The organism is Streptomyces sp. NPDC033180 (assembly GCF_055577645.1).
Genome location: NZ_JBVIPU010000024.1, coordinates 32,616 through 52,550, shown reverse-complemented (window position 1 = coordinate 52,550; position 19,935 = coordinate 32,616). Strand labels below are relative to the sequence as shown.

Genomic DNA, 19,935 nt, shown 5'->3' with positions numbered 1-19,935 from the left:
CGGGGGTTACGCGCCCACCAGCCCCCGCCGCTCGTCGTAGTCCGCACGCGACTGTGCGATCGTCACCCGGTGCCGCTCGGCCCACCCGGTCAGGCTGAGCAGCGTTTCATACAACTCCTGGGCAACCGCCGTCAGTTCGTACTCAACCTTCGGCGGTACCGTCGGATGCGCCATGCGTGTGAGCAGGCCGTCGCGCTCCAGATTCCGCAGGGTCAGGGTCAGCATGCGGCGGCTGATGCCGTCGATGCTGCGCTCCAACTCGGTGAAGCGGATGGGGCCGTGGGCCGCCGCGATCAGGATCGGGACGCTCCATTTCCCCACCACCCTGTCAAGAACTTCCCGGACGGGGCACGCCTGCGCGTTCACCACCTGGGAGGTAACACCGGTGTTCCTTTGGGACATCGAAGTGCCTCCTTCTGCCGACCTCCATGGTCACGCACGATAAGCCCCGTTACAAGTCGTGCACCTATGCAGTTCATGGAGGTTCTCATCATGTCCGAGGCCAGGGCTCAGGCCCCATCCACCTCACCACACTCCCGCTGGGCGTCGCTCGCCGTGCTGTCCTCCGGCCTCCTGATGACGATCATCGACGGCAACATCGTGACCGTCGCGATGCCAACCATCCAGAGTGATCTCGGCTTCTCGGCGCCGGGCCTCGCCTGGGTCGTGAACGCCTACCTCATCGCCTTCGGCGGTCTGCTCCTCCTCGCCGGACGGCTCGGCGATCTCATCGGCCGCAAGCGGATGTTCGTCTGGGGCCTCGCCGTGTTCACCGCGGCGTCGGTGCTGTGCGGAGTCGCCACCGACCAGGGACTGCTGATCGCGGCACGCGCCGTACAGGGGGTCGGCGGGGCGATGACATCGGCGGTCGTGCTCGGCATGCTGGTGGCGCTCTTCCCCGAGCCACGCGAACAGGCCAAGGCCATCGCGGTGTTCAGTTCGGTCGGTGCGGCGGGCGGTGCGCTCGGCACGTTCCTGGGCGGCGCGCTCACCGAGATCCTCAACTGGCACTGGATCTTCCTGATCAACCTGCCGATCGGGGCCGTCGCGCTCGTCGCCGCGGTACGCATTCTGGCGAACGACCGCGGCACGGGCCTTGCCGGGGGCGCGGACTACCCGGGCGCGGCGCTCATCACCGGCGCGCTGATGCTCACCGTCTACACGATCGTCGGCTCCGCCGAGCACGGGACACCCGCCACACTCGCGCTCGCCACCCTCTCCCTCGTCCTGTACACCGCGTTCGCCATGCGCCAGGCCCGTACGGCCCGCCCCCTGCTGCGCCTGCGCGTCTTCCGCTCGCGCATCCTGACCGGCGCCAACACCGTGCAGATCATGATGATCGCCGGCATGTTCGGCTTCCAGTACATCGGCGCGCTCTACTTCCAACGCGTGCTCGGTTACGGCGAGTTGAAAACCGGCTTCGCGTTCCTGCCCGCGCCCATCACCATCGGCGTCCTGATGGTGGGCCTGTCCGCCAGGGTGATCGGCCGCTTCGGCCCCTACCGTTCGCTGCTCGCGGGCCTGGTCCTCATCACCGCCGGTCTCGCCCTTCTCGGCCGCCTGCCCGCCGACGGTTCCTACGTCGTCGACGTGCTCCCCGCGATGCTGCTGCTCGGCGCCGGGTTCGCGGCGGCGATGCCTGCCGTGACAGGGCTCGCGATGTCCGGGGTGCGCGAGGAGGATGCCGGCCTGGCCTCCGGCCTCTTCAACACCACGCAGGTGGTGGGGGGTTCACTGGGCCTGGCCGTGCTGACCACGCTGGCGGCGAGCCGCACGGAGGGCTTGCTCGCGCAGGGCGCGCAGACCGTGGCGGCCACGGCCGACGGCTACCGTCTCGCCTTCTGGGTGGCCACGGGCATCGCGGCTGCGGGACTCGCCCTGGCGGCGACGCTGCTGCGCCCGGAGCGCGGGACGAGCGCCCCCGACGCCGACGCCACCGCCCCTGCCGAGCACCGCGAGCCCACGACGGCGTGATCCGGCTGTTAGACCGATCCGGGCACTCCCCTTGCCTCACGACAGGCCGGGCCACTACGGTCCGGCCAGCCGTGAATCTACGCGCGTCGCACATCGAACGAGAGGTCCCTGACCATGCGTAAGAGCGTTCTGACCGCAATGACCGCACTGGGTGCGGGAATTGCCATGGTGCTCAGCACCGGGCTGTCCGCGGCGCGGCCGGAGGCAGGCCGATGGCACCAGGTCGGGGACGACGTGAAGTCCGGGATCAGCGGGCTCACCGTCACCTCCCGTTCGGGTGACGATCTTCGCGCCCTCGTCGTACGCGACAACAAGCGGCCCGGCGAGAACCGTATCGCCGAGGTGACCCACCGCCCCGGCCGGCCGGCCGCCGTCGAAGCGATCACCTGGCAGGACAGCATCGAGCCCGTCGACCTGGAGGCGGTCGACGCGGTGCCGGGGACGCCCGACGAGTACGTGGCCGTGGCAAGCCGTGGGCTCGCCTACCACCTCAAGCTGACCGACGCCGGGGAGGCCGTGAAGGTCCTGGACATCGCGCCGCTGCCCTCGATCGGTACGGGCGACGACTTCGAGAGCTTCACGCTGACCTCGCGGAACGGCCGCACGGCGGCGGTCTGGGCGGACCGCGGCGCGGGCGCGGACCGTCCCGCGACGCTGTACGCCGCTCCGTTCTCGGTCGGTTCCCACGGGGAGTCTGAGTTCGGCGCTGTTCAGACGGCGACCCTTCGTGCGCCGTACCCGAACGGGAACGTGCGCCACGCGTCGGACATCGAGGTGACCAAGTCGGGCCGTATCCTCGTTAGTTCGGCCTCCGACCCCGGCGACGACGGACCGTTCGACTCCGCGGTGAGCGACGCGGGCAAGCTGACCGTCACCACCGCCGGAGAGGTGCGCCTTTCCGTCGCCAAGTCGCCGGAGATCCTCGAGAAGTTCGAGGGCTACAAGATCGAGGCGCTGCAGTGTGTCTCCGGCTCCGACCTCGCGGCCCTCGGTACGGACGACGAGAACGCGGGAGGCTCCCTCACCACGCGCCGCCTGTGCGACTGACCTCGGTGCCCTTCACACGCCGGTAGAGGCGGGCGACCGCCGCGCACTGCAGGGCCATGGACACCGCCATGGCCAGGCAGACGCCCGGCAGGCCGAGGTCCGACACGGCGTACGCGAGCGCCAGTTGTACGACTGCCTCGCACGCCGTGATGCGGGCGAGGGCCGGGCTGCCGCCGCTGCCCTCGAAGACTCCCCCCAGACTCCGCCCAGCGCGATGAAACAGGCGAGCCACCCCTGCCACGAGCGGCGCCTGGCGCCCGACGGCCCTCCGTTCGTCGCGTCCCGCGCCCAGGAAGTGGCTGACCGAGGCCATCGAAGCCCTGGAGGCCGGGCGCGGCTGAGGGATCAGGGCCGTTGCGCCGCCACCAGCTCCCGGGCCTCCTCGTCCGTGGCGACCGACGGCGGGGAACCCTCCAGGGGCTTGCGGGCCGTCTCCTGCATCGCGGCCACCGCGATGATGCCGACGAGGCCCGCGAGCATCGTGTAGAAGGCGGGCATCAAGTCGTTGCCGGTCGCGCCGATCAGAGCGGCGACCACCAGCGGGGTCGTACCACCGAAGAGCGAGACCGAGATGTTGAAGCCGATGGACAGCGAGCCGTAACGGACGTCCGTCGGGAACAGGGCCGGCAGCGATGAGGACATGACGCCCAGGTAGCAGACCAGGGCCAGGCCGAGGATGAGCAGGCCGGTGAAGACCGCCACCGTGCCGCCCTGCTTGATGAGGAGGAAGGCCGGGATGGCCAGGACGAAGAAGCCCACCGAGCCCGCCATCAGGACCGGCTTGCGGCCAATGCGGTCGGAGAGGCGGCCGACGGAGTTGATGAGCGCCATCAGGATCAGCATCACGATGACGATGGACATCAGGCCGCCGGTCTCGCCGAAGCCGAGCTGCGTCAGATACGTGGGCATGTACGACAGCAGCATGTAGTCGGTGACGTTGAACGCGGCGACCAGCGCGATGCAGAGCAGCATCGCGCGCCACTGGCCGAAGAAGGAGTCCTTGAGGGACTTCTTCTGGCGCTCGGCGGCCGGTCCGCTCTCCGCCTCCGCCATCTTCTGGAAGGCGGGCGACTCGTCCAGCTTCAGCCGCAGATAGAGACCGATGAGGCCGAGCGGCGCCGCCACCAGGAACGGGATGCGCCAGCCCCAGGACTGCATGGCACCGTCACCGAGTCCCATGGTCAGGGCGGTCACCAGGACCGCCGCGACCGTGTAGCCGATCAGGGTGCCGAACTCCAGGAAGGAGCCCCAGAACCCGCGGCGCTTGTCGGGCGCGTACTCGGCGATGAAGGTCGCGGCGCCGCCGTACTCGCCGCCCGTGGAGAAGCCCTGCACCATGCGGCACAGGACGAGGAGCACCGGGGCCCAGACGCCGATGGTGGCGTAACTGGGGATCAGACCGATCGCCAGGGTCGCCGTCGACATCATGATCATGGTCAGTGCGAGGATCTTCTTGCGGCCCACACGGTCGCCCAGCGGCCCGAAGAACATGCCGCCGATGGGGCGCACCAGGAAGGCGGCGGCGAAGGTGGCCAGGGAGGAGAGGGTCTGCGCGGTGTCGTTGCCGGAGGGGAAGAACTCCTTGCCGATGATCACCGCGAGATAGGCGTAGACGCCGAAGTCGTACCACTCCATGGCGTTGCCCAGGGCGGTGGCCTTGACCGCCCGCTTGACCTGCGCCTCTTCGGTGACGGTGATGTCCGACTGGCGCAGGCGCGGGTTCTTCCTGCGGTGCATCGCGCGGAAGAGCGCGCGGTGCCGGGCTATGGCCTCCGGAGCGGGTACCGGTGATTCAGGGGCTTCGGGCGCGCTCACGGGGCAGTCACTCTCTCGGTCGGCAATGGTCTGTCATCGACCGTCTGACCTGGGAAGTCAAAGATCGACGAACGGTCGTCTGCCCAGCCGGGCGTCGATCAACACTGTCAATTCCGAGGGCCGGAAGGTGCCCGCCATTGGTCCTCACGGCCCGGGCCCCAGGTCCTGACTTCCCAGGACCTGGGGCCCGGGCCCGGTTCGCTCAGCAGAGGAGCCGCGGACCGCTCAGCGCGCGTACAACTGTGCCGCGGGCACGATCTGCTGCTCCTGCCCGGGACTGGACCAGAGCAGCTTCAGGTGGGCCTCGCCGGTCTGCTCCGCGTACTCGACCTTGATCGAGTGGCGCTTCCCGGCGGTGAGGGCGATCCGCGCCTTGTCGATCTTCGGCTCGTGCGGTGTCCACGAGTCGATGACGAGCTTTCCGTCGACCCACACCCGCGCCATGTCGTCCGAGACGGTCGTCAGGGTGTACGTCTCCGAGCGGCGCGGCTGGAGCTTGCCCGTCCAGCGGACGCTGAACTTGTCGGAGGGGATGCTCGCCGCGGGTGAACCCTCGTACTTCCAGGCGTGGTTGAGGGTGGCGTCGGTGCGGGTGATCTTCGGGGTGCCGCTCAAGTCCGCGTTGTCGAAGATCTCCTGCTTCAGGCCCTTGCCCTTGCCGGGGCGGTCTGTCGGCCCCGCGTCCACCTTCAGCTCGATGACCGTGGCGGTGGCGTTGGTCGCGGCACCGGAGGGTTTCAGGTCGATGCCGTCGCCGGACCGGGTGACCGTCACCTTCTGATCGCTGCCGAGCACCCGCGCCGAGGTGACCTCGAAGTCCGTACGCGCCTTCAGATGCAGGGCGGCGCCGGACGCGGGCCACTGGGTGACCGCCGCGTACAGCTTGTCGCCCTTGCGACTGACCGAACCCCACGACGGCTCATCGACGAGTCCGCCGAAGCGGGCGCCGAACACCGCGTTGCCCTGGCCCGACGTACGCAGCCAGTCGCCCATCTGCCGCAGACGGTCGACGGAGGGCTGCGGGACGCGGCCGCGGGCGTCGGGGCCGACGTTCAGGAGGTAGTTGCCGCTGCGGGACGTCGTGGAGAGGAGGTTGCGCACCAGGGTGGCGGACGACTTCCAGTTGGTGTCGTAGCGGGCGAAGCCCCAGTGGCCGTTGAGGGTCATGCAGGACTCCCAGAGCTGGCCGTCGACCGGGGCGCCGGGGATCTCCTGCTCGGGGGTGCCGTAGTCGCCGTCGACGACGCGGCGCTTGCCGACGCGGTTGTTGATGATCAGGTCCGGGTCGAGGTCACGGAGGTAGGCCTCCAGCTTCTCGCCGTCCTTCGCCGTCCAGGGGTTGTTGGGCTTGTCCGTGTCCCACTCGCCGTCGAACCAGAGGAGTGCTGGGTCGTAGTTGTCGACCAGTTCCTTGAGCTGGGCGCGCATCCGCTTCTCGTACTTCGGGAAGGTGGCCGGGTCGGGGAAGTCCGGATCGTGCCAGTCCCAGATCGAGTAGTAGAAGCCGAGCTTGATGCCCGCGTCGTCGGAGGCCTTCTTCAGCTCGGCGAGGATGTCGCGGTTCTTGTCGAAGGACGAGTGGTCGCGCAGGTTGAAGTCGTTGACCTTCGTGGGCCACATCGCGTAACCCTCGTGGTGCTTCGAGGTGATGACGATGTAGCGCATTCCGGCGTCCTTGGCCGCCTTGACCACCGCCTTGGCGTCGAAGTCGGCGGGGTTGAACGTCGCGGCCTGCTTCTCGTACTCGGCCTTCGGGATGTCGCACTGGCGCTGGATCCACTCGGCGTCCCGGCAGAGGGAGCCGTCAGCCTTCTTGTACTCGCCCTCCAGGTTGGAGTACGCGCCGAAGTGGATGAACATGCCGAAGCGGTCCTGCCGGAACCAACTGGTGCGGTCCGCGGTGAAGGGGTCGTCGGTGGCGTGGTCGGTTCCGGGACCGGCGGCCGCGGGCCGCTCGGCGGCGGGGGACTTGGCGGCGGGGGGTTCCGTCGGGGCGGCGACCGCCGCGGGGACGGCGGTCGCGGCGAGGGCCGAGGCGAGGAGCAGGGCGATCCCGGCGACTCTTCGCCGGGTGCGGCTGAGCTGTGTGCGCATGGGGCGGCTCCCTGAGGTTGACGGGTCGCTCGGGAACGTAGGGTCGAATACATCGGATGTCAATGCGCTCAACTGATCCTGGCAGAACATGTGTTGGCGTAATTGCACGGCATCCATCCGATGACTGCTCCAGTTTTCCGTGGCCGGGCTATGCTCCGAGGAGCGCTTCGGAAACCGAAGCAGTCAGGAGAAGTGACACCGATGAGCCTCGACGTACGTGACGTACTGGCACCCGGCGCACCCGACCGGACCCGGCTCCTGCTCGCGCGGGACGTCGTCTTCCACAGCCCGGTCGCCGACTACAGCGGGCGGGACGATGTGGCGCACCTGTTCCCGAAGATCGGGCAGTGCCTGACGGCGGTGGAACCGCAGCGGGAGTTCACCACCCCCGAAACGGGCAAGGAGGAGGGGGAACAGCACAGCGTGACGACCTTCACCGCCAAGGTCGGCGAGGAGGACGCGTTCGGCGTCCTCGTCCGACAGATCGACGAAAACGGTCAGTTGACAGAAGCAACGCTGCTGATCCGACCCCTCGGCGCGCTGACGGCAGCCGTCTCCCGGATGCGCGACGCGCTCATCGCCGACCCTCTGCCGAGTCGGCGCTGACTTCCGTCGCCCAGCGCTCGGCCCACGCGTCCAAGGGGCGCAGGGCTTGGTGGGCCTCGCGGCCGAGCGCGGTCAGGGCGTAGGAGCTGTCGGGCAACTGCCGCACCAGACGGGCTTCGAGCAGCTCGGTCAGGCGCTGACGCAGCACACTGGACGACATCGCGTCACACCGCTCCTGCAACGCGCGAAACCCCAACGGCTCCGCCCGCAGCTCCCAGACGATCCGCAGACTCCAACGCCGCCCGAACAGATCAAGGGCGGCCATCAGGGGCCGCCCGGTGGTGGAGGCGCGGGTAGGCCTGCCGGGCAGAGGTACGGTCACCCACCGACGCTAACACCACCCCCGTCTTGACCATGTTTCGCCCGCGGTTCATCGTGGGGCGCCGTCACCGTCCTGCATTGTTCGGGTGTCCGCCCGAGCTTCGCCGAACCGGGAGGGTATCCCTACGTCATGCCCCTTGCCCGCCGCACCTTCCTCGCCACCCTCGCCGGGACGACCGGCGCCGCCGTCGCCTGTTCCGGCTCCTCCGCCGACGGCGTCCCGGCCTCCGAGACGCCCGCGGTCAAAGCCGCCCGGCGGCTGCTGCCCGGTCACTGGAAGCAGCTGACGTTCACGACCGCCGGGCCCGCCGACGCCTTCCGGGTATCCGGGCGGCGCGGGCAGATCGAGGTCGCCGGGCCGACACCCGGCGTGCAACTCACCGGCCTGCGTCACTACTTGAAGCACACCGCCCGGGCGAACATCACCTGGGCCGGCGACCAGCTTGACCTGCCCGACCGGCTCCCCGGGCTCGACAAGCCCTTGACCGGGAGCGCCAACGCCCCGCACCGCTTCGTCCTCAACGACACGAACGACGGCTACACGGGGGCGTATCACGACTGGTCGTACTGGGAGCGGGAGATCGACGTTCTCGCGCTGCACGGCTACAACGAGGTGCTCGTGTACGTCGGCGCCGACGCCCTCTATCACCGCGTGTTCCAGGAGTTCGGCTACTCCGACCAGGAGATGCGCGAGTGGATCCCCGCCCCGGCCCATCAGCCGTGGTGGCTGCTCCAGAACATGGCCGCCTTCCCGTATCCCGTGTCGCGCCAACTCCTCAACCAACGCGCCGCGTTGGGGCGCCGCATCACGGACCGGCTGCGCGAGCTCGGCATGACCCCCGTCCTGCCGGGCTACTTCGGCACCGTACCGCCCGGCTTCGCCGCGAAGAATCCCGGCGCCAAGACCGTGCCGCAGGGCGACTGGGTCGGCTTCAGGCGCCCCGACTGGCTCGATCCGCGCACCGAGCACTTCGGCCGGGTGGCCGCCGTCTTCTACCGCGCCCAGGACGAGCTGTTCGGCACGTCCACGATGTACAAGATGGACCTCCTCCACGAGGGCGGGAAGCCGGGCGACGTACCGGTCCCGGCCGCGGCGAAGGCCGTCGAAAAGGCCCTCCAGGCCGCGCACCCCGGCGCCACCTGGGTGATCCTCGGCTGGCAGAGCAACCCTCCCAAGGCCATCGTCGACGCCGTCGACAAGTCGAGGATGCTGGTGGTCGACGGCCTCTCCGACCGCTTCCCGAAGGTCACAGACCGCGAGTCCGACTGGAACTCGACCCCGTACACCTTCGGCTCGATCTGGAACTTCGGCGGACACACGACCCTCGGCGCCAACACCCCCGACTGGGCCGAGCTCTACGAGAAGTGGCGCACCAAGGAAGGCAGCAAGCAGCGCGGCATCTCCCTCATGCCAGAGGCGGCCGACAACAATCCCGCCGCCTTCGAGCTGTTCTCCGAACTTGCCTGGCGGACAGGCGACTTGGATCTCAAAGCCTGGTTCGCTGATTGGTCCGTCTCCCGCTACGGCGCCGCCGACCCGCACGCGTCCGCGGCCTGGGACATCCTGCGCCGCACCGCGTACGGCACGACCCGTGCCGACGAGTGGTCCGAGGGCGCGGACGGCCTCTTCGGCGCGCGCCCCGACCTGGCGGCGAAGTCGGCGGCAGCCTGGTCACCGAAGGCGATGCGGTACAAGCCCGCGGACTTCGAGCCCGCACTGTCCGAACTTCTCTCCGTACGCCGCCCGTTGAGACGCTCCTCCGCATACCACCGCGACCTCCTGGATGTGGCACGCCAGGCACTGTCCAACCGCAGCCGCATACTCCTCCCCCAGATCAAGCAGGCGTACGACGACCGGGACACCGCCCGCTTCGACCGGCTGACCCGGACCTGGCTCGGCCTCATGGAGCTGCTCGACCAACTGGTGGCCACCGACTCCCGCCATCTCCTGGGCCGTTGGGTCGCCGACGCACGCTCATGGGGCGCCGACGCGACGGAGCGCACACACCTCACATACGACCAACTGTCGCTGCTCACCGTGTGGGGCACCCGATCCGGAGCCGACGCGGGACTGCGGGACTACGCCAACCGGGAGTGGGCCGGCCTCGTCGGCGGTCTCTACCGGCTGCGCTGGGAAACGTACTTCAAGGAACTGCGGGCAGCACTCGAAGAAGGACGGGCGCCGAAGCCGATCGACTGGTTCACGATCGAGGACGGCTGGATTCGTGATCCGGGGCCGCTCGCGACCCGGCCGGCCGGCGACACCCACGAGATCGCCGGACAGGTGCACGCCCAACTGGCCGCCGCCCGGGCCTGATGCACTCGCAGACGGACCCAACGACCGTGCCCCCGAAGGGAGGACAGGGGGCACGGCCGAAACGGCTCAGGACTTCGGGCACTCCTTCCACGCCATGCGGTAGATCGTGCTGATGTCCCCGTCTGTCGAGTCCATCGTCATGAAGCTGGCCTTCGCGGGGTCCGATGTGCCCGCGTCGACGCGCAGTTCGGTGTTGATGTTGAAGTTCCGCTGCACGCCGCAGGGCGCCCAGACGAGCTGACCCCACTCCGTGGTGTCACTGGCCTGCCAGTTGTCGTTGTACGCGCCCTTGAACTCATGGCTGATCGAGGCCGTGTCCGGCGAGCCCTGGAAGTAGTACGACGCCTTCTCGGTGCCCTTGGCGCCCGCCTGTAGCGAGGCGTAGCCGCGGTAGTCGGCGCTGGCGATCGCGTACGTGAAGCCGTGCGGGACATGCACGACGAGGTTGAGCTGGCAGTTCTTGCGGAACGCGGTGGGGTCCGCGCCGCCGCCCGCCCGAGCGAGGTAGTCGCTGTAGGTGACCGTGAAGGCCGTGTTGTCCTCGGAAACGGCGACGGCCGCGGTGCCGAGGGGGCAGCCCGAGCCATTCACCGTGGCGACCTCGATCACGATCTTGTCCGGGGGCGGGTCCAGGATCCCGCTCGTGTCCTGTGCGGGGAGCGTCGAGCCGAGCAGCGCCGCGACGGCGCCGCTCAGCAGCAGTGCACCAGCCATGGTTCTCCATTCCATAACAGAGGAGGGGGGTCGGAGAAGTGCCTGTGGTGCGTGGAGCGGATTGCGTGAGCGAGGGGGATCGTACGAACCAACGAGGGCGGCGGCCAGATCGATGTCCGGCCATTCACGCCACCGCACCCCATCGAGCTTGACGGGTATACGTCACCCGCAATCTCTGGTAGGAAACCTTCCTAACAGTACGCGGAACAACGAACTCCCCCTGGATTCCCCCTCTGGAGGTCCTCGTGCAGTCCCCCCACACACGCCCGCGCTCACGCCCCCTCACCTCACGCCGCACCCTGCTCGCCTTCCTGGGCGCCTCGCTCGCAGCAGGCCCGGTCATCGCCTCCCAGGCGGCAGGCGCCGCCCCCGCCCCCGAGGCGGGCGGACTCGACGATCCGGCGAAGAAGGAGATCGCCATGAAGATCGTGTGCAGCGCCGAGAACTCCGACCTCAACTGGAAGGAGTACTACCGCTATTGCGAGGACATAGGCGACGGCCGCGGCTACACCGCCGGGATCATCGGCTTCTGCTCGGGCACGGGCGACATGCTCGACCTGGTAGAGCTCTACACCCGACGCAAGCCGGGCAACGTACTCGCCAAGTACCTCCCCGCACTGCGCGAGGTGGACGGCACCGACTCCCACGAGGGCCTCGACCCCCACTACAAGAGCGACTGGGAGAGGGCCGCCGAGGACCCCGAGTTCCAGAGGGCGCAGAACGACGAGCGTGACCGCGTCTACTTCAACCCGGCCGTCAGGCAAGGCAAGGCGGACGGCATCGGCGTCCTCGGGCAGTTCGCGTACTACGACGCGATCGTCATGCACGGCGACGGCGGCGACAACACCAGCTTCTCCAACATCCGCGAGCGCGCCCTGCGTTCGGCCGAGCCGCCGGCTCAGGGCGGCGACGAGGTGACGTACCTCCACGCCTTCCTGGACGCACGCGTCTGGGCGATGAAGCAGGAGGAGGCACACGAGGACACCAGCCGCGTCGACACGGCACAGCGGGTGTTCCTGAACAAGCGCAACCTGAACCTGGACCCGCCACTGGAGTGGAAGGTCTACGGCGACCCGTACCGCATCCGCTGAGCCGTCCGCATCGGCGCGGGGCTCGGCTTTCGCCACCGGCACCCCGCGCCGATGTAGCAGCGCTTACGTGTTGCGTGAAGCATTCTTCGCTGGTGCTGGACGGCACCGCCGTCCGATCCTTGCCGAATGATCGGAATGAACGCGGTCCTCGGTGTGGCAGTGGTCTCGCTCGGCATGGTGCTCACGCCCGGGCCCAACATGATGTACCTCGTCTCGCGGAGCATCACCCAGGGCAGGCGGGCCGGAGCGATCTCGCTGGCCGGGGTCGCCGTCGGCTTCATCGTCTATCTGACGGCCGCCAACCTGGGCCTGTCCCTCGTCTTCCTGGCGGTCCCCCAGCTGTACCTGGCCGTGAAGCTGGCGGGGGCCGCTTACTTGGCATGGCTGGCCTGGAAGGCGCTCAAGCCGGGCGGCGTCTCGGTCTTCGCCCACCAGGAGCTGAGCCCCGACTCCCCCCGGCGACTGTTCTCCATGGGAGTACTCACCAACCTCCTGAACCCGAAGGTCGCCATCATGTACGTCTCCCTCATCCCCCAGTTCATCGACCCGACGGCGGGCCACACCCTCCTCCAGGGCTTCGCGCTCGGCGGCATCCAGATCTCCATCAGCCTGGGGGTGAACCTCGCCATCGTCATGGCGGCGGGCACGATCGCGGTGTTCCTGGCCCGCCGCCCGACGTGGCTCCGGGCCCAGCGTTACGTCATGGGAACGGTGCTGGGCGCCCTGGCAGTAAAGCTCGCAACGGACAAGTCCCCCGCCACGGCAACGTGAGCGCGCCCCACCGCCCAGCCCCCTCCCCCACAGAACATTCCCACCGCGCCACCCACGACGACGTGAACAGCACGGACGCCGCCTCGGGCGCGTGCGGCTCAGTGCGTGATCGCAGGCCCCGGATCAGTCGAACTCGCCTTGCTGCCCAGGTGGTTGAAGACCAGGTTCAGCGTCACCGCCAGCAGGCACCCCGTGGAGATCCCCGATCCCAGGACGATCTGCGCCCACGCGGGGAACGCGTCGTAGAAGCCGTCCGAGAGTGCGGGGGCCAGGCCCGCGCCGAGGGTGACCACGACGATCAGGGCGTTGTCACCCCGGTGCAGGTCCGCCTGGAGCAGTGTCTGGATGCCGCTGACCGCGATGGAGCCGAAGAGGAAGAGGCTGACGGCGGCCAGGACCGGCATGGGGACGACCGAGATCAGCGCGGCAGCCGCCGGGCTCAGGCCGATCAGGACCAGGATGGCTCCGCTCAGCGCCACCACGAAGCGGCTGCGCACCTTGGAGATGACGACCAGGCCGATGTTCTGCGCGAACGCGCTCGCGTGGAAGGCGTTGAAGAGCGGACTGAGAGCCGAGCCGAGCGCGTCGGCGCGCAGGCCGCGGGCGATGGTCTTCTCGTCGACCTCCTTGTCGACGATCTTCCCCAGGGCGATCATGTCGGCCGTCGACTCCGTCAGGATCACCAGCATCACCACGCACATCGAGATGATGGCCGGGATGTTGAACTCCGGTGCCCCGAAGTGGAGTGGGGAGGGGATGCCGATCAGTGCGGCGTCGTCCAGCTTGGAGAAGTCGGCGAGGCCCATCGGGATCGCGAGCAGCGTTCCGAAGATCATCGCGAAGAGCATGCTGATCTGCTTGAGGAAGCCCCGCGTGAAGCGCTGGAGCAGCAGCATGACCAGGACCGTCGCGCCGGCGAGGCCGATGCTGCCCGGCTCCGGGGTGCCCGTCGACGAGTCGTCCACGATCCAGTCGTACGCGACCGGGATGAGCGAGACGCCGATCAAGGTGATGACCGATCCCGTCACCACCGGCGGGAAGAAGCGGACCAGGCGTGAGAAGTACGAACTCACCAGGAAGCCGAAAACACTCGACACGATGATCGCGCCGAAGACGACCGGCATCCCCGCCTCGACGCCGCCCTGGGTCGTGATGATCGTCAGCATCACGCCTACGCCCGCGAACGAGACGCCGTTGACGAAGGGCAGCCGGGAGCCGATGAAGTTGCCTATGCCGAGCGTCTGGAGCAGCGTCGCGATGCCCGCCATCAGGAGGCTGCCGCCCATCAGTACGGCCGTGTCCCCCGGCGACATCTTGGCGGCGACGGCCACCACCAGCGGGACCGAGACGGCGCCCGCGTACATGGAGGCGACGTGCTGGAGGCTTGCGACGAGCATCCGGCCCGGCGGCAGGATCTCGTCGACGGGGTGCACCCCGGGAGCCGGTGCGGCCTTGTCGGCAGGGGGAAGCTGAGAACTCATGGGTGGCGCTTCTTCCGTGTGCGTGACGCCGGAAGTCGGTCCCGTCCCACGGGAGTTCACGAGGCATGGGACAGGGCCGACTGCTATTCCGACTGGAAAGTAACTTCCGCGATGCGGGCGGCGTCACGCACGTTACGTCAGTGCGCCCCCGCCGGGGAAGACCCTTCGTGCACCCTCTGTTCAGCGATTTCTCCCCCGGGCTCCATCGGATTGGTCACGTCGTCATCGTCGCCCCGCTTGCCGATGTGGTTGAAGACCAGGTTCAAGAGCACCGCCGCGACACAGCCCGTGGAGATGCCCGAGTCGAGGATGATCTTCGCGGTCTCCGGGAACGCGTGGTAGAACTCCGGCGCCGCGATCGGGATGAGGCCGACGGCCAGCGAGACGGCCACGATCAGGACGTTGTTGTCACGCTCCAGGTTCGCCTTGACCAGCGTCTGGATGCCGCTCGCCGCGACCGAGCCGAAGAGGACGACACCCGCGCCGCCGAGCACCGGACGCGGTACGACGGCGATGAGCGAGGCGGCCATCGGGCACAGGCCCATCAGGACCAGGAAGCCGCCGCCCACGGCGACGACGTACCTGCTGCGGATCTTCGTCATCGCGACCAGGCCGATGTTCTGCGCGAACGCGCTGCACATGAAGCCGTTGAAGAGCGGGCTGACCGCCGAGCCGAGGCAGTCGGCGCGCAGACCGGCCGCGATGGTCTTCTCGTCGGCGGGACGGTCCACGATCTCGCCGAGTGCCAGCATGTCGGCCGTGGACTCGGTCATCGAGACGACCATGACCACACACAGGGAGACGATCGCCGCCGCCGCGAACTGCGGTGCGCCGAAGTGGAACGGCGTCGGGAAGCCGACGATGTCCGCGTCGCCGACGGGGCTGAAGTCCGTGACGCCGAACGGAATCGCGATGACGGTGCCGACAACGAGGCCCAGGAGCACGGCGATCTGCTTGACGAAGCCGGTGGTGAAGCGGCGAAGGAGAAGCACGATCACGAGGGTGATGCCCGCGAGGCCGAGGTTCTTCATGGAGCCGTAGTCATCGGCGCCCGGCACAGGCCCCTGCGCCCAGCCGAAGGCGACGGGCATGAGCGAGATGCCGATGAGCGTGATGACCGTGCCGGTCACCACCGGCGGGAAGAAGCGGACCAGCTTCGAGAAGAACGGCGCCGCGATGAAGCCGAGTACGCCCGCGACGATGACCGCTCCGAAGATGATCGGGAGCGCGTCGTCCTTGTTGTCGGTCGATTCGACGACCGCGATCATGGGGGCGACGCCCGCGAAGGTGACACCGTTGACGAAGGGCAGACGGGCGCCGATCTTCCAGATGCCGAGCGTCTGGAGGAAGGTGGCGAGGCCCGCGGTGAACAGACAGGCGCCGGTCAGGAAGGTGAGTTCCTTGGCCGAGAGGCCGATCGCCGCGCCCACGATGAGCGGAGGGGCGACGACGCCCGCGTACATGGCGGCCACGTGCTGGAGGCCGGTGGTCGCCATCTTGAGCGGCGGAAGCTTCTGGTCGACGGGGTGTATGGCGCCTTCGCCATCACCCTCGGATGGGTCTGGGGTGGTGCCTTGCTTGGTGAACCTGGGCTGAGTGGCCACTGTGGCTCCTCCGGTTGTTTTCCAGTACGGGCGGGCTCTCCGCCGGCACATCGCTTCTGGGAGGTGGTGCGTCGTGCAAGGACTTGCTCGGTATGAAGTTGTGGGGGTGCGCCCAGGTAGTCAGGTAGTGCTGACAGGTAGTACTGACCGCCCCGGGAACGTGAAGCTTTGGGCCACGTTCCGGGGCGGCACTTGAGCAGCCCGCTCGGCTGCTCAAGTCCGGTCAGGGGCCGTCCCCCCTGACCGGAGTTCTTGGATCAGGCCTCGGCGGCGATCCGCGCGAGGCGCTGCGCCTCCTCCCGCGTGGAGCGGGCGATGGCGTCCTCGTCGACGTGCAGCAGACGATCGTTCTCGACGATCGGGCGGCCGTTGACGAGGGAGAGCGTGACCGGGGCCGCCGCGCCGAAGACGATGGCGGTCACCGGGTCGGCGATCGAGGAGTGCCCGATGCCGTCGATCTTCCAGAGCACCAGGTCGGCGAGCTTGCCCGGCTCGAGCGACCCGATCTGCGTGGAGCGGCCGAGGACCTGGGCGCCGCCGAAGGTGCCGAGGCGCAGTGCCTGACGTGCGTTCAGGGCGGCTTCGCGGTGCGCGCCGAGGCGGTTGATGAGCAGCGCGTTGCGCAGCTCGGTGTGGAGTTCGCCGGACTCGTTGGACGCGGTGCCGTCGACACCGAGGCCGACCGGGACGCCCGCCTTGAGCATGTCGGGTACGCGGGCGATGCCCGCGGCCAGACGCGCGTTGGAGGACGGGCAGTGCGCGACGCCCGTGCCGGTACGGGCGAACGCGGCGATGTCGGAGTCGTTCATGTGGACGCAGTGCGCCATCCACACGTCGTCACCGAGCCAGCCCGTCGACTCGAAGTAGTCGGTCGGGCCCATGCCGAACAGCTCCTTGCAGAACTGCTCCTCCTCCACGGTCTCGCTGCCGTGGGTGTGCAGGCGTACGCCCTTGGCGCGCGCCAACTCCGCGCCCTGCTTCATGAGTTCGGTCGAGACCGAGAACGGGGAGCAGGGAGCGACGGCAACCTGGGTCATCGCGTCGAAGGAGGCGTCGTGGTGCTTGTCGACGGTCTCGGCGGTCGCGGCGAGCGCGCCTTCGAGCGTCTCGACGGCGAAGTCCGGCGGCAGGCCGCCGTCCTTCTCACTGCGGTCCATGGAGCCGCGGGCGAGGGTGAAGCGCACCCCCATGTCGCTCGCGGCACCGATGATGGCGCCGGAGAGGTCACCCGAGTTCTTCGGGAAGACGTAGTGGTGGTCCATCGCGGTGGTGACACCGCCGCGGGCCATCATGCCGAGCGAGCCCTGGGCCGCCGCCTTCACCATCTGCTCGTCGATGCGCGCCCACGTCGGGTAGAGCGCCGTCAGCCACTGGAACAGGTTGTGGTCGGTGGCAAGGCCGCGGGTGATCCACTGGTAGAAGTGGTGGTGGGTGTTGACCAGGCCGGGGGTCACCAGGTGACCGGTCCCGTCCACGCGGCGTACGACGTTCTGAAGGCCCTCGGGTGCCTTCCCCGCGCCGATGGACTCAATCTTGTTGCCCGCGACGACGACGTATCCCGATGCGTACTCGGTGTCGTTCGCGTCGACGGTCGCGATCGCGCAGTTCTCGATGACGATGCGCTGCAGGTCTGCCGGTGCTGCCATGGTGCTTCTTCCTTCTCTTACGTGTGGCGATGTGGGCACGGCATGACCCTAGGAAGATTTGAGTGCCGCGGCCGCGGGGCCACGGGTGCCGAGATGGTTGAAGAACAGGTTGAGCAGGACCGCGGTCAGCGCTCCCGCACTGATTCCGGAGCCGAGGACGGTCTGCGCCCAGGCCGGGAATTCGGCGTAGAAGGTGGGCGCGGCGAGCGGGATGATGCCTGCCCCGAGCGCTACCGCCACCAGGATGATGTTGGAGCTGTCGTCGAGGCCCGCCTCGGAGAGCGTACGGATGCCGCTCACCGCGATGGAGCCGAAGAGGACGATGCCCGCGCCGCCGAGGACCGGCATCGGTACGAGGCTGACGACCGCGCCGAGCATCGGGAAGGCGCCGAGGACGATGAGGGCGCCGCCCGCGACGGCCACGACATAGCGGCTGCGGACACGTGTCAGGGAGACGACGCCGACGTTCTGCGCGAAGGCCGAGGTCGGGAAGCCGCCGAAGACCGGGCCGACCAGGGTCGCGATGCCGTCGGTGCGCAGGCCGCGGGTGATCGTCTTTCCGTCGCTCTTGCGTTCGCAGATCTCGCCGAGGGCGAGCATGCCGGCCGACGACTCGGTCATCAGGACCAGCATCACGATGCAGAGCGAGAGGATCGCGGCGGGCTGGAACTCCGGGGCGCCGAAGGCGAAGGGTGTCGGGAGCGCAGCCACGGGCGCGGACTTGATGGCGCTGAAGTCGGCCATTCCGAACGGGATCGCGGCGAGCGTGCCGATGAACAGGCCCAGGAGCAGGGCGACTTGCTTGAGGAAGCCGCGTCCGAACCGCTGGAAGACGAGGATCACGGCGAGCGTGAAGGCGGCGAGCGCGAGGTACTTCATGGCGCCGAAGTCGGCGGCGGTCTTGTCGCCGCCCTGCGCCCAGGTGACGGGCACGGGCATCAGCGTCACGCCGATGAGGGTGATGACGACGCCGGTGACGAGCGGCGGGAAGAAGCGAAGGAGGCGCCCGAAGAACGGGCCGACCGCGAGGCAGAAGACGCCGGCGACCATCACCGCACCGTAGATAGCGGGGAGTTGATGCCCGGGGGCGCTGTTCTCGGCGATGGCGAGGATGGGTGCGATGCCCGCGGAGGACGCGGCGTTCACGAAGGGGAGCCGGTTGCCGACGAAGCCCTTGACGCCGAGCGTCTGGAGGATCGTGGCGAGTCCGGCGATCAGCAGGCTCGCGGCGATGAGGCGCGTCTGCGCGACCGTGTCCAGACCGACGGCCTGGCCGATGATCAGCGGCGGAGTGACGACGCCCGCGTACATGGCGGCGATGTGCTGGAGCGCGGCGGGGACCAGCCGCGAGGGGTGGAGCTTCTCATCCACCGGATGACAGGCGGGAGTTGACTCTCCGCCGGCTATCTCCGATGGGGTGGAACACGGGCCTTTCGCCGGCCCCGTTGCAGGCTGTGCCATTGCTGCTGTTCCCTCCGGTGTGGCACGCCCCCGTCCGCTGCGGACGGGCGGGGGCGCGCGTCCCGCGTCAGAGGTTGGTCATGTCGACCGGGATCTTCGGCTGGACCCCGTCCCTGAGAACCGTGGCCTCGATCAGGCCGTAGGGGCGGTCCGCCGCGAAGTAGACCTCGTTGTCGTTCTTCAGCCCGAAGGGCTCGAGGTCCACCAGGAAGTGGTGGTTGTTCGGCAGCGAGAAGCGGATCTCGTCGATCTCGCTCCGGCTGTTGATGACGCGCGAACCCATTTGGTAGAGGGTCTGCTGCAGCGAGAGGGAGTACGTCTCGGCGAAGGCCTGCAGGATGTGCTTCTTGGCCTGCTCGTACGACTTCTCCCAGTTGGGCATCCGGTCGGCGTCGCTGGTCCAGTTGTAACGCCAGGCGGCGGAGACGTCGGTGCACAGGATGCGGTCGTACGCCTCCTTCAGCGTCGTGTACTTGTCCTTGACGTAGCCCCAGAACTCCGAGTTGGTGGAGTTCATGACCGTGAGGTCCTTGAGCCCGGAGATGATCTCCCAGTTCTCACCGTCGAAGGTGATCTGGCTGGTGCGCAGCTCCTGGCCCTTGCGGGCGAAGGAGTGGTTGACCTCGTCCGAGCCGATGAACTTGGAGTTGTTGTCCGAGGTCGCGATGCGCTCCCAGGAGTACTCCTCGATCCGGATCCGAGCGCGGTGGATCGGCTCCTGCGACGTCACGAAGTGACGAGCGAGGTGGATGCCGAACTGCTCGGCGGACTCGATGCCGTGCTCCTTGGCGAACGCGAACACCGTGTTCTTGGTGGTGTCGGTCGGCAGGACGTTGGCGTTCGAGCCGGAGTAGTGGACGTCGTCCATGTCGCCGGAGAGGGCGACCGAGACGTTCAGGTCCTTGATGTGGTGGGTGTCGCCGTCCCGCGTGATCTTGACGACGCGGTTCTCTGCTTTGCCGTACTGGTTCTGGCCGAGAATCGTGGGCATGT

At 68.5% G+C, this 19,935-nt stretch carries 17 protein-coding genes; 6 read left to right on the top strand and 11 right to left on the bottom strand.

The genetic code is table 11. The features are described from left to right. Nucleotides 1-6: 6 nt before the first annotated feature. A complete protein-coding gene (locus ACZ5WE_RS37065; RefSeq protein WP_467696208.1) occupies nt 7-402 on the bottom strand; it encodes a winged helix-turn-helix transcriptional regulator in 396 nt (131 codons plus the stop codon). A 90-nt stretch (nt 403-492) separates the two neighbouring features. On the opposite strand from ACZ5WE_RS37065, the gene ACZ5WE_RS37060 reads away from it, so the two are divergent. Beyond that, complete coding sequence (locus ACZ5WE_RS37060; protein ID WP_467696206.1) at nt 493-1,974, top strand: DHA2 family efflux MFS transporter permease subunit; 1,482 nt, start codon at nt 493-495, stop codon at nt 1,972-1,974. A gap of 114 nt (nt 1,975-2,088) precedes the next feature. Then, nucleotides 2,089-3,021 (top strand): hypothetical protein, encoded by a 933-nt coding sequence (locus ACZ5WE_RS37055; RefSeq protein ID WP_467696204.1) that lies wholly within the window; start codon nt 2,089-2,091, stop codon nt 3,019-3,021. On the opposite strand, the gene ACZ5WE_RS37050 is transcribed toward ACZ5WE_RS37055, so the two are convergent. From ACZ5WE_RS37050 to ACZ5WE_RS37040, 3 genes are all read right to left on the bottom strand, one after another. Further along, nucleotides 2,996-3,334, bottom strand: coding sequence for a hypothetical protein (locus ACZ5WE_RS37050; RefSeq protein WP_467696203.1), 339 nt, complete (start codon nt 3,332-3,334; stop codon nt 2,996-2,998). The genes ACZ5WE_RS37055 and ACZ5WE_RS37050 overlap by 26 nt on opposite strands. Before the next feature lie 32 nt (nt 3,335-3,366). Then, nucleotides 3,367-4,758 carry a glycine betaine/L-proline transporter ProP gene (proP, locus tag ACZ5WE_RS37045; protein ID WP_467696225.1) on the bottom strand — a complete coding sequence of 464 codons (1,392 nt, stop codon included), beginning with the start codon at nt 4,756-4,758 and terminating at the stop codon, nt 3,367-3,369. Nucleotides 4,759-5,061: 303 nt separating this feature from the next. After that, the gene (locus tag ACZ5WE_RS37040; protein ID WP_467696048.1) at nt 5,062-6,930 is read right to left on the bottom strand and encodes an alpha-L-fucosidase; all 1,869 of its coding nucleotides are present in this window, start codon (nt 6,928-6,930) and stop codon (nt 5,062-5,064) included. A gap of 201 nt (nt 6,931-7,131) precedes the next feature. On the opposite strand from ACZ5WE_RS37040, the gene ACZ5WE_RS37035 reads away from it, so the two are divergent. Then, entirely contained in the window at nt 7,132-7,536 is a 405-nt protein-coding gene (locus tag ACZ5WE_RS37035) for a hypothetical protein (RefSeq protein WP_467696047.1), read from the top strand. Here ACZ5WE_RS37035 and ACZ5WE_RS37030 read toward each other — a convergent pair. Continuing rightward, a complete protein-coding gene (locus ACZ5WE_RS37030; RefSeq protein ID WP_467696050.1) occupies nt 7,505-7,801 on the bottom strand; it encodes a winged helix-turn-helix transcriptional regulator in 297 nt (98 codons plus the stop codon). The two genes, ACZ5WE_RS37035 and ACZ5WE_RS37030, sit on opposite strands and share 32 nt — an antisense overlap. A 186-nt stretch (nt 7,802-7,987) precedes the next feature. Here ACZ5WE_RS37030 and ACZ5WE_RS37025 point away from each other — a divergent pair, with 186 nt between their 5' ends. Continuing rightward, a complete protein-coding gene (locus ACZ5WE_RS37025; RefSeq protein WP_467696045.1) occupies nt 7,988-10,174 on the top strand; it encodes an alpha-N-acetylglucosaminidase in 2,187 nt (728 codons plus the stop codon). Nucleotides 10,175-10,240: 66 nt separating this feature from the next. Here the strand turns inward: ACZ5WE_RS37025 and ACZ5WE_RS37020 are convergent, their stop codons facing one another. Beyond that, nucleotides 10,241-10,888: a DUF4360 domain-containing protein gene (locus ACZ5WE_RS37020; RefSeq protein WP_467696043.1), complete on the bottom strand. Its 648-nt coding sequence runs from the start codon at nt 10,886-10,888 to the stop codon at nt 10,241-10,243. Between the two features lie 245 nt (nt 10,889-11,133). On the opposite strand from ACZ5WE_RS37020, the gene ACZ5WE_RS37015 reads away from it, so the two are divergent. After that, on the top strand, nt 11,134-11,979 hold the full coding sequence (locus ACZ5WE_RS37015; RefSeq protein ID WP_467696041.1) for a chitosanase: 846 nt from the start codon (nt 11,134-11,136) through the stop codon (nt 11,977-11,979). Between the two features lie 126 nt (nt 11,980-12,105). Beyond that, nucleotides 12,106-12,750, top strand: coding sequence for a LysE family translocator (locus ACZ5WE_RS37010; RefSeq protein WP_467696039.1), 645 nt, complete (start codon nt 12,106-12,108; stop codon nt 12,748-12,750). Between the two features lie 98 nt (nt 12,751-12,848). Here ACZ5WE_RS37010 and ACZ5WE_RS37005 read toward each other — a convergent pair whose 3' ends face one another. From ACZ5WE_RS37005 to pucL, 5 genes are all read right to left on the bottom strand, one after another. Then, on the bottom strand, nt 12,849-14,231 hold the full coding sequence (locus tag ACZ5WE_RS37005; RefSeq protein WP_467696037.1) for a nucleobase:cation symporter-2 family protein: 1,383 nt from the start codon (nt 14,229-14,231) through the stop codon (nt 12,849-12,851). A gap of 137 nt (nt 14,232-14,368) precedes the next feature. Then, nucleotides 14,369-15,835: a nucleobase:cation symporter-2 family protein gene (locus ACZ5WE_RS37000; protein ID WP_467696035.1), complete on the bottom strand. Its 1,467-nt coding sequence runs from the start codon at nt 15,833-15,835 to the stop codon at nt 14,369-14,371. 257 nt (nt 15,836-16,092) lie between these two features. Continuing rightward, nucleotides 16,093-17,481 (bottom strand): 8-oxoguanine deaminase, encoded by a 1,389-nt coding sequence (locus ACZ5WE_RS36995; RefSeq protein ID WP_467696034.1) that lies wholly within the window; start codon nt 17,479-17,481, stop codon nt 16,093-16,095. A 48-nt stretch (nt 17,482-17,529) separates the two neighbouring features. Beyond that, the gene (locus ACZ5WE_RS36990; protein WP_467696032.1) at nt 17,530-18,942 is read right to left on the bottom strand and encodes a nucleobase:cation symporter-2 family protein; all 1,413 of its coding nucleotides are present in this window, start codon (nt 18,940-18,942) and stop codon (nt 17,530-17,532) included. 67 nt (nt 18,943-19,009) lie between these two features. Further along, a complete protein-coding gene (gene pucL, locus ACZ5WE_RS36985) occupies nt 19,010-19,933 on the bottom strand; it encodes a factor-independent urate hydroxylase (protein WP_135333754.1) in 924 nt (307 codons plus the stop codon). Nucleotides 19,934-19,935 lie beyond the last annotated feature (2 nt).